Source organism: Mangrovimonas sp. DI 80, from assembly GCF_001975575.1.
Lineage (GTDB): Bacteria > Bacteroidota > Bacteroidia > Flavobacteriales > Flavobacteriaceae > Mangrovimonas_A > Mangrovimonas_A xylaniphaga.
In genome coordinates this window covers 316,037-329,399 of sequence record NZ_MSDT01000005.1, presented here as the reverse complement: position 1 = coordinate 329,399, position 13,363 = coordinate 316,037, and the positions used below count along the sequence as shown (strand labels likewise).

The following is a 13,363-nucleotide window of genomic DNA, read 5'->3' as shown; positions in this document are numbered from 1 at the left end:
AAGGGAATGACTAAGGCTTTGCAAACATTAGAGGCCCAGTTGGATGGCGAATTATATTATGACGATTTAATGAAATCCATGTATGCTACTGATGCTTCGGTGTATAGAATGTTACCTTTGGCCGTGGCTTATCCAAAATCTGAAAAGGATATTCAAGCTCTTATCAGCTTTGCAAGCAGCAATAACACTTCCTTGATTCCGCGTACGGCAGGGACATCTTTGGCTGGGCAATGTGTGGGCCCCGGGATTGTTGTGGATGTCTCCAAATATTTTACAAAGATTCTAAATATCAATGAAAGGGAACGTACCGTAACTGTGGAGCCGGGAGTGGTTAGGGACGCCTTAAACAACTATCTAAAACCTTTTGGTCTCTTCTTTTCTCCTAACACGTCCACATCCAATCGTTGTATGATTGGAGGGATGGTTGGCAACAATTCTTCGGGATCGACTTCGATTAAATATGGAGTCACTAGGGATAAGGTGTTGGCTGTAAAAACCATTCTGAGTGATGGAAATACGGTGCTATTTGAATCGATTTCAAGCGAAGAGTTTCATGAAAAGATGAAGCAGCAGGATATAGAAGGACGTATTTACAAGACGATTTATGAAGAATTGGAATCAAAAGAAGTTCTGGAGAGAATCGTTGCCACCTATCCCAAACCAGAAATTCACAGAAGAAATACAGGCTATGCCATAGATGAATTGATAAAATCTGAAATTTTTTCGGAAACTGAGACATCTTTTAATATGTGTAAGCTTTTGACGGGCAGTGAAGGGACTTTGGCCGTTTCAACAGAAATTACCTTGCAACTTGATGTCTTACCACCTACAGAAAGCATCATGATAGCGCTTCATTTTACTTCAATAGCCGATTGTATGAAGGCTGTTGTACCAGTAATGAAGCACGATTTGTACAGTTGCGAAATGATGGATAAAACCATTCTGGATTTGACCAAGCACAACAAAACACAGCAACAAAACAGGCAGTTTATAGAAGGAGATCCCGAGGCTATTTTGATGTGCGAAGTGAGGGCTAACAGTAAAACGGAAGTAGAGGTAATGGCTTCAAGTTTATTGAAAGATATTGAAGTACAAACCAAAAGTTATGCAAATGCCTTGTTATATGGGGATGAGATGGATAAGGCTATTGAATTGCGCAAAGCCGGATTAGGACTTTTAGGGAATATGGTTGGCGATAAAAAGTCTGCTGCTTGTATTGAGGATACAGCTGTCGCGCTAGAAGATTTGGATGCCTATATTAGCGAGTTCACAAAACTAATGGAAGGGTATGACCAAAAGGCCATTTATTATGCGCATGCCGGTGCTGGAGAGTTGCATTTGCGTCCCATTTTGAATTTGAAATTAAGTGACGATGTATTGCTATTTAGAAAAATCACGACTGATGTGGCCCATTTAGTGAAAAAATACAATGGAGCCATGAGTGGGGAGCACGGCGAAGGGATTGTGAGAGGGGAGTTTATACCATTCATGATTGGTGATGAAAATTATCAAATTCTCAAACGTATCAAAACAGCTTTTGATCCTAAAGGTATATTTAATCCTGGAAAGATAGTAGAAGCATTTCCCATGGACCAATCTTTGCGATATGTTGCGGATAGAAAGGAACCAGAAATAGAAACCTTTTTGGATTTTTCGGAGTCCCAAGGTATCCTCCGAGAGGCCGAAAAATGTAATGGTTCGGGAGATTGTAGAAAACTACCTGAATTTGGAGGGACCATGTGCCCAAGTTATCGAGCAACCCAAAATGAAAAGGATACTACAAGGGCTAGAGCAAATACTTTAAGGGAATTTTTAACCAACAGTGATAAACCAAATAGGTTTAACCATGAGGAATTAAAGGAGGTTTTCGATTTGTGTTTGAGCTGTAAGGCATGTGCCAGTGAATGTCCAAGCAGTGTAGATATGGCATGTTTGAAAGCGGAGTTCTTATATCAGTACCAAAAAGAAAACGGCATCTCTTGGCGTACCAAATTGTTCGCCTACAATAATGCCGTGAACAGGTTTGGGAGTCTGTCACCAAGACTTACTAACTTCATGTTTTCCAACAAAACAATCGCTTCTGCATTGAAAAATATCATGCAGGTAGCTCCAGAAAGAACACTTCCTTTGATTTCATCTAAGAGTTTAAGTAGTACTTTTAAATCGGTTCAATATCAATTAATTGAAAGTAATCCTGTAAAAACAATCTATCTGTTTAATGATGAATTTGTTAACTATTTAGACACCAGTATAGGTGTTGATTTTCTAGAATTGATGAAGCGCCTTAATTACCAAATCATTGTTTTGGAGAATGTAGAATCTGGAAGGAGTTTTCTATCTAAAGGATTGTTAGAGCAAGCCAAGGCAGTAGCTAATAAGAATGTGGAATTGTTCAAAAGTAAAATCTCAAAAGAAACCCCTTTAGTAGGTATTGAACCGTCAGCAATTTTAACTTTTAGGGACGAATATCTTACGTTGGCAGATGATAGGGAAGCAGCCAAATCTATTGCGGCCAACACATTTTTGTTTGAGGAATTCTTTCAGAATGAAATCAATTTAGGAAACATTAAAGAAGAGCAGTTTACCCAAGAGCCCAAGACCATTAAATTTCACGGACATTGTCACCAAAAGGCCTTGAGCAATCAAAAATCTAGTTTCGATGTACTCAATTTTCCTAAAAACTATAAGGTTACCTTAATCCCTAGTGGTTGCTGTGGTATGGCGGGAAGTTTTGGTTATGAAAAGGAACATTATGAAGTGAGCATGAACATTGGTGAGCAAACCTTATTTCCTGCAATTAGGAATGCTTCAAAAGATGTCATTATTGCAGCTAACGGAACAAGTTGTAGACACCAGATAAAAGATGGAACTTCGGTAGAGGCCTTACATCCCATCACAGTTTTGCGACAGGCTTTGGTGTAAATTATAGTTTGGAATGCTGGTCTACTATGGTGATGGCTGCTATCAAATCCTTTACTTCCATGTCCTTGATATCTTCATCGGCATAGAAGGGTGATAGCTTATCTTTACTATAACTGTAGACTTTCCATCGTTTGAATTGGTATTCCAAGGCTGTGAAGTTTTTCACCCAATCCCCAGAATTCAGGTACATGGTTTTTCCGTATTTATTCTCTTTAATCACCATTTTGGGTTGGTGAATATGGCCGCAAATCACATAGTCGTAGCCATTTTCAATAGCAAGGTCTGAAGCCACTTGTTCAAAGTCGCTAATGTATTTTACGGCGCGCTTTACGCTGTTTTTAATTTTTTTGGACAAGGAGTATTTCTCTTTTCCTAATTTCTCCAAAAGCCAATTGCTGAGACGGTTCAGTAAAATCAATAAATCATAACCATAACCGCCCAATTTGGCCAACCATTTGGCGTTCTGAATAGATACATCAAAGACATCTCCATGGAAAATCCAAGCCTTTTTGCCATCCAATTCCAAAACGGCTTTGTCTACTATAGATATATTCCCAATGCTCATGTCGCTAAATTTACGCAGCATTTCGTCATGGTTGCCCGTAACATAGATGATTTCTACACCATCGGCAGACATGTCCATAATTTTCTTGATAACTCTTAAGTGGGATTTTGGAAAGTATCGTTTACTAAATTGCCAAATGTCAATAATGTCGCCATTCAAAATGAGTTTTTTAGGTTGAATGCTGTTTAAATAGGTCAATAATTGTTTGGCATGACATCCATAGGTTCCTAGATGGACATCAGAGATTACGGCGATTTCTACTTTTCTTTTAATTTTCAAGAGTTTATCAAATTGATTAGTACAAATAACCCTTTTCTTTATTACTTAAAGATTAAGATGTAATTAATTAACCGTGAGCATTCTGTTAAGATATTGTTATGTGGGAATGAATAAAATAAGAGCTTTGTGGTTTTACATTTTTGATTCTCTGAGAATACAATTACATTAGCATAAAATAATAGTAGTATGGCAGGAAACTCCTTTGGAACGTTATTTAAACTCACCACTTTTGGGGAGTCCCATGGTATTGCAATTGGGGGAATTATTGATGGGTGTCCTCCGGGAATTCAATTGGATTTTGAGGCAATTCAACAGGAATTGGACAGAAGAAAACCTGGCCAATCAGACATTGTTACCCAACGTAAGGAACCCGATACTGTGGAATTTTTGTCGGGTATTTTTGAAGGTGTTACTACAGGAACGCCAATAGGTTTTACCATTCACAATACCAATCAAAAGTCGAAGGATTACAGCCATATTAAGGATGTGTACCGTCCAAGTCATGCCGATTACACTTATCAACAGAAATATGGCACCAGAGACTATCGAGGAGGCGGAAGAAGCTCTGCTCGTGAAACAGCGTCAAGGGTCGTTGCAGGTGCTATTGCCAAACAAGTCCTTGGTAAAATTACAATAAACGCTTATACCTCTTCTGTTGGTGATATTTATTTGGAACAGCCTTACCAAGCACTTGATTTTTCCAAAACGGAAAGCAATGCGGTGCGTTGTCCCGATGCTGAAGTGGCTGAGCAAATGATTGCCAGAATCAAGGAAATTAGAAAAGAAGGAGATACCATAGGAGGAACGGTAACTTGTGTGATTCACAATGTGCCTGTTGGCTTGGGAGAACCTGTATTTGATAAACTTCACGCCGAATTGGGTAAAGCCATGTTGTCCATCAATGCCGTTAAAGGATTTGAATATGGTAGTGGGTTTTGTGGCACCAAAATGAAAGGCAGTGAGCATAATGATTTGTTCAACCCTGATGGTTCTACCAAAACAAACCTCTCGGGAGGTATTCAAGGAGGGATCAGTAATGGTATGGATATCTATTTTAGGGTGGCCTTTAAGCCTGTGGCAACAGTAATGCAAAAGCAGGAAGCGTTGAATGCAGAAGGAGAAATTGTAGAAATGCAGGGGAAAGGACGTCATGATCCATGTGTAGTTCCTAGGGCAATACCAATTGTGGAGGCTATGGCAGCCTTGGTTTTGGCCGATTTCATGTTGCTTAATAAATCTTATCAATAATTAAAAGAACAATGATTCTATGAAGAAACTGGCATTGCATTGGCAAATAATTTTGGGAATGGTTTTAGGGGTAGTCTTTGCCCTAGTAATGGCTAAATTTGAATGGGGTAGTGGCTTCATTACCGATTGGATCAAACCTTTTGGAACCATTTTTATCAATTTGCTAAAGCTCATTGCAGTGCCTTTAATTTTGGCTTCTTTGATTAAAGGTGTCTCCGATTTAAAGGACATTTCAAAATTATCCAAAATGGGAGGTCGTACCATTGGGTTGTATATTTTCACCACAGTCATTGCTGTTTCTATTGGGCTTTTGGTGGTGAATTTTATAAAACCGGGGGCTTCCATTACAGAGGCTACACGAATGGAACTTGTGGAAAGTTATAAAGGTGATGCCGATTCCAAAATTGCCGCTGCTGAAAAGCAGAAAAATGCAGGCCCTTTGCAGGCTTTAGAAGATATTGTTCCTAGTAATATTTTCAATGCCGCCAGTGATAATGGCAATATGCTTCAAGTGATTTTCTTTGCTATTATTTTTGGAATAGGCCTTATTCTGATTCCTGAGGAAAAAGCGCAACCAGTGAAGTTATTCTTCGATAGTTTTAACGAAGTCATTCTAAAACTCATTGACTTGATTATGTTATTTGCGCCTTTTGGTGTATTTGCACTTTTGGCTGCTTTAGTGGTTGAATCTCCTAGCACCGATTTGTTTGCTGCTTTGGGGTGGTATGCGTTCTGTGTGGTTTTGGGTTTATTGCTCATGATGGTGGTATATGTGATTTTGGTATTCTTATTCACAAAAAAATCGCCACTTTTTTTCCTAAACGGAATTGCCCCAGCTCAGTTATTGGGGTTTTCAACCAGTAGTAGTGCGGCAACCCTTCCTGTTACCATGGAACGGGTTGAAGAGCATTTGGGGGTGGAAGAAGAGGTGACTAGCTTTGTCTTGCCTATTGGGGCAACTATCAATATGGATGGTACTAGTTTGTACCAGGCTGTTGCAGCAGTCTTTATCGCTCAAGCCTTTGGTATGGAATTAAGTTTTGGGGTACAATTGGGAATTATCGCTACGGCTACTTTGGCTTCCATTGGAAGTGCGGCAGTGCCAGGAGCAGGTATGGTAATGCTGGTGATTGTTTTGGCACAAGCAGGCATTCCTGAAGCCGGTTTAGCATTGATTTTTGCCGTGGACAGACCTTTGGACATGTGTCGCACCACGGTAAATGTAACTGGGGATGCCGCGGTATCCATGATTGTTGCCAAATCGGTTGGAAAACTTGGGGAGCCTCATGTAAGGAATTGGGACGATAACTACACCAAGCAACAAACATCAATTTAATTTAATTTAATTATGAAACCTATTATAATACCTAGCCCTTTGGTGTCTGCCGAATGGCTAAATGCTTATTTGGAAGCGCCTAATTTGGTTGTTTTGGACGCAACCATTCCAAAAGCTGTGGCAGCCGATTCTAAAGCGGAATCAGGAGTGCAGATTCCTCAAGCGCGATTTTTTGATTTGAAACAGAAATTCAGTGATGCATCTGGGGAATTTCCAAATACCTTTCCATCGGAAGCGCAGTTTGTTTTGGAAGCCCAAAACTTGGGAATCAACAATGATAGTGCAATTGTGGTCTATGACGATCAAGGAATCTATTCAAGTGCAAGGGCATGGTGGCTTTTTAAAGCTTTTGGATATGATAATGTAGCCGTATTGGACGGAGGACTTCCAGAATGGATCAAGTCAGGTTTTGCAGTGGAGCCTAAAGCTGCTTATACGGGTGTTAAAGGGAATTTTACAGGAAGTTACCATCCAAGATACATGAAGTTTTTTCAGGATATGTTAAAGGAATCCAGAGAAGGTACTCAAACAATCATTGATGCGCGTTCGGAAAGTAGATTCAAAGGCTTGGAAGTGGAGCCAAGAGCAGGTTTGCGGAGTGGCTCTATTCCTAATTCGGTGAATTTACCTTATACAGACTTGATGGAAAATGGGGTTTTTAAGGATACGGAAGCCTTAAAAAAGCTTTTTTCTAATTTAGCTAAACCTGAAGATGGGATTACGTTTTCCTGTGGATCAGGCATTACCGCCTGTATTTTGGCCTTGGGAGCAGAATTGTCTGGATATGATAATATTTCTGTATATGATGGCTCTTGGACGGAATGGGGTTCGTTAACCGAAGCTTAATTTCCAGCATTCAAAATCCAGTCTAAATTTTGATAAAAAAGAAATCCCAACACGAGGCTTCTAGCAATTTTTTTGCTACCCAAGGGAGATTAGACATGTCTCACCTGGGAACTTAAGAGGTTCCTGCCTAACGGAAGACAGGCTTAAGTTGATGTAATCGTGCTGGGATTTTGGGGCCTTTATAGGTTGACTTGCCTGTACTTAGGATATTTTACCGAGTATGAAAATTTGAAAGTATCTGTAGCGCCAGGGGAAAGTACTGCTTTCCATTCCATCAAACCTTTTTCATCATTGTACTGAGAGGTTCCAGTTTCGATGTCCTCAACTTTAATATCCTTGTTTTGACTGATTGGAATACGGTCCATAATCACAATATCGATAGGAGTTTGTTTGTTGTTTTTTAGTTCCAGTTCATACATTTTGTTGATAATTCTATTGTTTCCTATAAAATTGGTTTTTTTAAAATCATTCACTTGATTTCGTTTCACCACCACGTTAGGATCAACCCCAAGGGATACGGTTAAGGTATCTGTAGTAGTTTGTGGGTTGATATTGGTTTTTCCTGAGTAACTGCCTTCAAAATAGATATTCGCTTCGGCGGGCAGTAAGTTGTACTGTTCCCAATTCCCAATTTTTGCTGTTAGAAAAACATTTTCGTTTAAGATAGGTGCCGCATAATAGGAATAGCTTGCCGGAATCGAGAATTTATCAATTTCAATTACTGTGATGTCTTCGTTGGAAGGCATGCTGTAGGCCTTTTGTATTTCGAAACGCTTGTTGGTGACACCTTCTTCAATGATTTCTCCCGTAGCGGTAAGTTTTTTTGTAGAAATCATAATGACCCCATCTGATGCTTTGTTTCCATAGAGTCCCGAAGCTTCGCTACCCTTCAAGATTTCTACAGAACCAATATTATTAGGTGAGATGTTTTCAAATTCCTTCTCGGAGATAGGAACTCCATCAAGAACATATAATGGTTGACTATAATTTGAGATTGAATTAATACCTCTAATGTTTACATTTAGGCCGGCAACTTTGCCTTCTAGGGTACTAACTGCTCCGGTGTATGAAGTATCATCTAAATTTTCATTATCCATCATGGCCTGTACTTTGTTTTTATAGCCAGGAGTAGTGTCGTCAAATTTTCTTGCAGTGCCATAAGCAACAACCACTACCTCGTCAAGAGAAGAAACATCTTCTTCCAAGGCTACATTCATAATGCTGGAATGAATAGGGAGTTCTTCCGTCATCATACTCACAAAGGAAAATACAAGCTCTTTGCCTCCAGTGGTTCGCAGGGTATATTTACCATCAAAATCGGTTTGTACACCATTGCTAGTTCCTTTTTCCGTAACATTTACTCCTGGTAGAGGTAATCCATCTGCAGCAGAAGTTACAATGCCAGATACGGTTTGTACCATTGGGTTGTATTTGTAATTATAGCTTTTTGTGGCTCGTGTTCTTTCGTAATGACTATTTCGGGTTATAAATTTTAGGTATTTAGGATCTAGATCTGGTTTTTCGTTATTGGTGTTGGGATCGCTGGTAGAAAGCGTCACTTTTATATCGTTCCAATCTACACCCGTGTTTTGGTATACATGTGCTTTATATTGCATGTCAATGGGAGCATTGATACTGTTGGCTTTTAAATCGTAGGTAGGGAACCATCCCGCATTATTAACATTATATTTTAAAGTGATATTGAGGGCAGTTGGTATTGTGGTATTGAATTTCACTTTGATTTCTCCAGTCTGAACTTTTTCTTCAACATTATATTCTTGAAGCTGTTTTCTAATGTCGGCAATGTTGTCTTCGTAATCCCTTTTCTTTTTGTAAGACTCATATATCAAAGTATTCACTTCGGTAATTCGTTGTCTGTAATACGCGGCAAATTGCTTTAGTTTTTCCAAAGAAACCACTTGCGTGTCACTACCCAAGTGGCGATTTTGTTGAATGATAGACAATTCTTCTTTATACCCAGCAATTAAATCATCTTCAAATTGAATTTGATCCAAAATGGATTTTATTTGCTCCTGAAGCGTTTCTATTTCTTTGGTTTTTGGTTGTTTGGAAAGATAGTTGATACCATAATTGATAGAGAGAATAGAGGCGTTTTGCAAGCCTGAAACTTGAATGCTGCTTTCCTGAATATAAGGGGAAAGTTTGGGAAAGGTGTATTCTGAAGTTCCAACAGGTAAGTTTACAGTGGCAGTTCTGGTTATTTGGGCACCATCAAGGTAGACGGTGACTTCCTTTAACGAAGACTTTGTTTCATTTGTATTTGCAAAGCAAACAGCTGTAAGGAAAAGAAAAAAGATAACGTATGATTTCATGATTGTAGTTTTAAAGTGTCATAAAACTATCATGGAATAGATAAGTAAGAAAAAGGAAATGAGTTAAGGCTGCAATTTGTTTAGTGAAATGGTTTTTTCGATGAGTTAAATGGTTGCAGTTTTTGTAAGAAATGGTTGTTTATGGAGGATATTTGCATTTTTAATATGTTAATCAATTTTTTTTGCCACTAAACGATAATTTTAACAAAAAAGAGTTGGAATATGTAATTTTAAAATGGTTAAAGAATAATGTCTTATTACTCAAGAGGTTGGTTGTAAGCATTATTAAAAAGCAATTTATAGAGTTAAATTAGTTTTTAATTAGTTGTTAATTGTTAAAAAAGGTCTTGATGAATTTCAAGACCTTTTTTATTGAATATAAAATAACAAATTGCCTTGTCATTTAAGCGCTTTTGCTATTTCCTCTGTGTATTTCTCGGCATTTTTAGTGACGCTCTGTGGGTCTTCAATTTTGGTAGTAACCACAGCAACTAATTGCTTACCATCAGGTTGATCAAGATCATAGGCCACAGTTTCTAAAATAAAAGTTTTTTGGGTAACAGTTGTGGAGGTCATTGGTGTATAACTTCCATAGGTGGAGTAGGACATAGGGTGCATATAGTACCCGTAAAAACCTCCATAATACCCAGGATAGTAGCTTGGATAAGTGGCCCCTGCATAGTAACCTCCATCTGTATAGGTTTTTGAGGCCTCTTGGTAGTCTTTAATCACTGTTAAAACAACGGCATTATAGCCTTCATTTTTTAGAAAGGTTTTGAAATTTTCAAGCTCCACTTCGGTGTGCTTTTCTTCTAATTTAAAGGTGGATGGTAGCACAGAATAGCTAGGAGTGGCTTTAATACCATTACTGATAAGTTTGTCTGCAATATCGCGTTCAAAAGCGATTCGCGCCTGATTATTATCTGTTCTGGCAATAACCAAAACATTGTTGTCCTTGATTTGTGCTACATTATCAGATTTCCAAGAATCTAACACTTTGATACTACTTGAGCAGCCTGTAACAACAATAAACAACATTAAAACCGAAAAGATTTTTAAGGTATTTTTCATAAGAAGTTAAAAATGGATTAATAATATGGTTCTGGTGCCACCAGAATGTAAAATTTAGGTGGTAATTAAAATTACAATAAAATTTTAATAATCAGCAATTTATGATGGTAATGTGCGAATTTTATTAATCCAAATTTTCGCTAATCAAGAAATTTTGAGGAGAGTTCAGGTGTGGGGATCATGCACGATTCTTTTTTGCCAAACCATTTATAGCGATTTTTGGCTATGAAATCGTATACCCAATTTCTAATGAAACTTGGTACAATCAAAAAAATGCTCATAATAGATATTGGAAATCCTAATTTTGAGGCAATTTTAAGGGCTGCAGTCGATTTGTAGTATATTTTGTTGTTTGGTGTGTGCAGTAAAATGGAGTCTATTTTGGTTGTGTCAATACCGTGTTCTTCAATTACGGATTTTCCAATGTCACTCTGCAAGGCTGCAAATACAAACCTATTCTGTTTGTCATGTTTGATAACATATTTTATGGAAGTGTTGCAGAGATTGCAAACTCCATCAAACAGAATCAATTCCTTATTTGCAGGCAATATTATCATTTTTGTCTTTGGACAAGTTCCAACTGGTCAATATTTACAGTCGTGGTAAAGATACCATAGTTTACGGTAGCCTTGTTTTTTTCTATTTTGTCAATACTTCCAACGGCTTTTCCGTCTTGCATTCTCACGCGGTCGCCAACTTTTAAAGCAACTTTTGGTTTAGCTGGTTGTTGGGCAGCTTTTTCCTTGGCTACTTTTTTCCTTTGTCGGATTTCTTCAACCTTTTTTTCTGCTTCCTGTTTTACTTTTTGTTCTTTGGCTTTTTGTTCTTTTTTCTTTTTGGCCGAAACCTTTTTACGCTTGGAGTTTTCTATTTGCACCAATTTGAACAATTCGTCCATAAGTTGACGCTTCTTTTTGTTATCAAAATAGGCTTCAGACAATTCGTTTACTTTTTGACCTAAATAAATCAAGCGTTGGTTGCTGTCGTATAATTCTTGATAGCTTTCCAGCTTTTTCTGGATTTTGGAATTGATTTCCTCCAATCGTTCCGCTTCATTTTGCTTTTTCTGCTCGTTGACCTTTAAGGATCTTTCAGTTTTTTCTAGTTTAGAACGTTCCTTTTGAAGTTTAGCAATGGTTTGGTCGAACCTTACTTTACCGCGTTCAATTTTCTTCTTCGCTCTATTGATTAAGCTGTACGGGATTCCATTTTTTTTGGCAACTTCAAAAGTAAAGGAGCTTCCTGCTTGTCCCAACACCAATTTAAACATGGGCTCCAGACTCTTTTCATCGAACATCATATTGGCGTTTTGCATGTAGGGTAATTCGTTGGCCAATATTTTCAGGTTGGAGTAGTGAGTGGTAATGATGCCGTAAGCTTCTCTATGATAAAATTCCTCCAAGAAGGTTTCGGCTAAAGCCCCTCCTAATTCAGGGTCACTTCCTGTTCCAAATTCATCAATCAAAAACAAGGTGCTATGATTGCATTTTTTTAGGAAGTAGTTCATTTGTTTTAGCCTATAACTATAGGTGCTTAAATGATTTTCTATGGATTGATTGTCTCCAATATCGGTGAGGATTCTGTCAAACAAACAAAGAGAACTGCGTTCATGCACAGGGATAAGCATTCCGCTTTGCAACATTACTTGCAGAATACCTATGGTTTTTAATGTGATACTTTTTCCTCCGGCATTAGGTCCTGAAATTACTATAATTCTATTTTCAGAATTAAGTTCAATGCTTTGTGGAAATGTTTTTAGACCTTTTTTCTTGTTTGAAAGCAACAATAGGGGATGGAAGGCATCTCTAACCGTATAAGTTTTGGTATCATTTATTTCAGGCAAAACAGCATTCATAGATTGAGCGTATTTTGCTTTGGCAAAAACAACGTCCATTTTTACAAGAAACGCTTGATATTGCTTCAGCAGGTCCACAAATGGTCTGGTAAATTCCGTAAGGGCTTTTAAAATGCGCTCTATTTCTTCTTTTTCATCAAATTCCAAATTATTGAGTTCCCGAACATGATGAAAGGTCGCTTCCGGTTGGATATAAATGATGCTTCCTGTTTTGCTGGTTCCCAAAATACTGCCTTTTACCTTTCGGCGGTACATGGCTTTAACAGCCAAAACCCGTTTGTTTTCAATGACACTTTCTCTAATGTCATCCAAAAAGTCCTGACTGGCATAGGCGTTTAGCGCCGTAACAAAACTTTGGTTTATTTTTCCCATAATCAAATTAATGGCTTGCCTTATTTCGTAAAGGTGTTCGCTGGCACCATCTTTAATATCCCCAAATCGATCAACAATCGTGTTTATTTTATCGATAAGAATTTTGGTAATTTCAATGGAAGCAGCATTTTTACTAAGACTTGGGTAGTAATCCTCGAACTTCTTTAAAAACGTCAATATTTCGTTGGTGGTCACAGAGATGTTCACAATTTTTTTGAAGCCAAAAGGATCCAAAAAAGCCCCTTCCAAATTCAAAAATTGAAGCTCTTTTGCAATGGAATCGAAACCATGATTAGGAATGCGGTTTTCATTATAAAAGGAGGACAAATATTCGTTGGTGAAACCTAATTCCATGTGTAAAGTCTCCTTATCTGGAAACGGCACAATTTTTAAGGTTTCAGTTTTGCCTAAATCCGTAATACAATGTTCAGATACTTGTGAGAGTACAACGTTGAACTCTATATCCTGTAATGTTTTTTTATGAATGTTTATCATGGAATTCCTGCAATAAAAAGGGCAGACGAAACTATCTAAAT

9 protein-coding genes are annotated in these 13,363 nt (G+C 38.0%); 4 read left to right on the top strand and 5 right to left on the bottom strand.

Annotated elements, in window-relative coordinates; genetic code table 11:
- The first annotated feature begins 6 nt into the window (after positions 1-6).
- Positions 7-2,922 carry an FAD-binding and (Fe-S)-binding domain-containing protein gene (locus tag BKM32_RS11160; protein WP_076663858.1) on the top strand — a complete coding sequence of 972 codons (2,916 nt, stop codon included), beginning with the start codon at positions 7-9 and terminating at the stop codon, positions 2,920-2,922.
- A gap of 1 nt (position 2,923) precedes the next feature.
- On the opposite strand, the gene BKM32_RS11155 is transcribed toward BKM32_RS11160, so the two are convergent.
- Positions 2,924-3,766 carry a UDP-2,3-diacylglucosamine diphosphatase gene (locus BKM32_RS11155; RefSeq protein WP_076663857.1) on the bottom strand — a complete coding sequence of 281 codons (843 nt, stop codon included), beginning with the start codon at positions 3,764-3,766 and terminating at the stop codon, positions 2,924-2,926.
- A 186-nt stretch (positions 3,767-3,952) separates the two neighbouring features.
- On the opposite strand from BKM32_RS11155, the gene aroC reads away from it, so the two are divergent.
- From aroC to BKM32_RS11140, 3 genes are read left to right on the top strand one after another with little or no spacing between them, the layout of a single operon-like run.
- Positions 3,953-5,014 (top strand): chorismate synthase, encoded by a 1,062-nt coding sequence (aroC, locus tag BKM32_RS11150; RefSeq protein ID WP_076663856.1) that lies wholly within the window; start codon positions 3,953-3,955, stop codon positions 5,012-5,014.
- Positions 5,015-5,033: 19 nt separating this feature from the next.
- Positions 5,034-6,350 (top strand): dicarboxylate/amino acid:cation symporter, encoded by a 1,317-nt coding sequence (locus tag BKM32_RS11145; RefSeq protein WP_053977795.1) that lies wholly within the window; start codon positions 5,034-5,036, stop codon positions 6,348-6,350.
- A gap of 12 nt (positions 6,351-6,362) precedes the next feature.
- On the top strand, positions 6,363-7,196 hold the full coding sequence (locus BKM32_RS11140; RefSeq protein ID WP_076663855.1) for a sulfurtransferase: 834 nt from the start codon (positions 6,363-6,365) through the stop codon (positions 7,194-7,196).
- A 179-nt stretch (positions 7,197-7,375) separates the two neighbouring features.
- On the opposite strand, the gene BKM32_RS11135 is transcribed toward BKM32_RS11140, so the two are convergent.
- The 4 genes from BKM32_RS11135 to BKM32_RS11120 all read right to left on the bottom strand — a co-directional run bounded on the left by BKM32_RS11135 (position 7,376) and on the right by BKM32_RS11120 (position 13,322).
- A complete protein-coding gene (locus BKM32_RS11135) occupies positions 7,376-9,529 on the bottom strand; it encodes a DUF4139 domain-containing protein (protein ID WP_076663854.1) in 2,154 nt (717 codons plus the stop codon).
- 399 nt (positions 9,530-9,928) lie between these two features.
- Complete coding sequence (locus tag BKM32_RS11130) at positions 9,929-10,600, bottom strand: hypothetical protein (protein ID WP_076663853.1); 672 nt, start codon at positions 10,598-10,600, stop codon at positions 9,929-9,931.
- A gap of 140 nt (positions 10,601-10,740) precedes the next feature.
- Complete coding sequence (locus BKM32_RS11125) at positions 10,741-11,157, bottom strand: thiol-disulfide oxidoreductase DCC family protein (protein ID WP_076663852.1); 417 nt, start codon at positions 11,155-11,157, stop codon at positions 10,741-10,743.
- Positions 11,154-13,322, bottom strand: coding sequence for a DNA mismatch repair protein MutS (locus BKM32_RS11120; RefSeq protein ID WP_076663851.1), 2,169 nt, complete (start codon positions 13,320-13,322; stop codon positions 11,154-11,156). Before BKM32_RS11120 ends, BKM32_RS11125 begins: the two co-directional genes overlap by 4 nt.
- Positions 13,323-13,363 lie beyond the last annotated feature (41 nt).

Excerpts from the sequence above, each read along its gene's own strand:
- BKM32_RS11135 (WP_076663854.1), bottom strand. The coding sequence starts at position 9,529 with ATGAAATCATACGTTATCTTTTTTCTTTTCCTTACAGCTGTTTGCTTT.
- BKM32_RS11120 (WP_076663851.1), bottom strand. The coding sequence starts at position 13,322 with ATGATAAACATTCATAAAAAAACATTACAGGATATAGAGTTCAACGTT.
- BKM32_RS11145 (WP_053977795.1), top strand. The coding sequence starts at position 5,034 with ATGAAGAAACTGGCATTGCATTGGCAAATAATTTTGGGAATGGTTTTA.
- BKM32_RS11125 (WP_076663852.1), bottom strand. The coding sequence starts at position 11,157 with ATGATAATATTGCCTGCAAATAAGGAATTGATTCTGTTTGATGGAGTT.
- BKM32_RS11140 (WP_076663855.1), top strand. The coding sequence starts at position 6,363 with ATGAAACCTATTATAATACCTAGCCCTTTGGTGTCTGCCGAATGGCTA.
- BKM32_RS11160 (WP_076663858.1), top strand. The coding sequence starts at position 7 with ATGACTAAGGCTTTGCAAACATTAGAGGCCCAGTTGGATGGCGAATTA.
- aroC (WP_076663856.1), top strand. The coding sequence starts at position 3,953 with ATGGCAGGAAACTCCTTTGGAACGTTATTTAAACTCACCACTTTTGGG.
- BKM32_RS11130 (WP_076663853.1), bottom strand. The coding sequence starts at position 10,600 with ATGAAAAATACCTTAAAAATCTTTTCGGTTTTAATGTTGTTTATTGTT.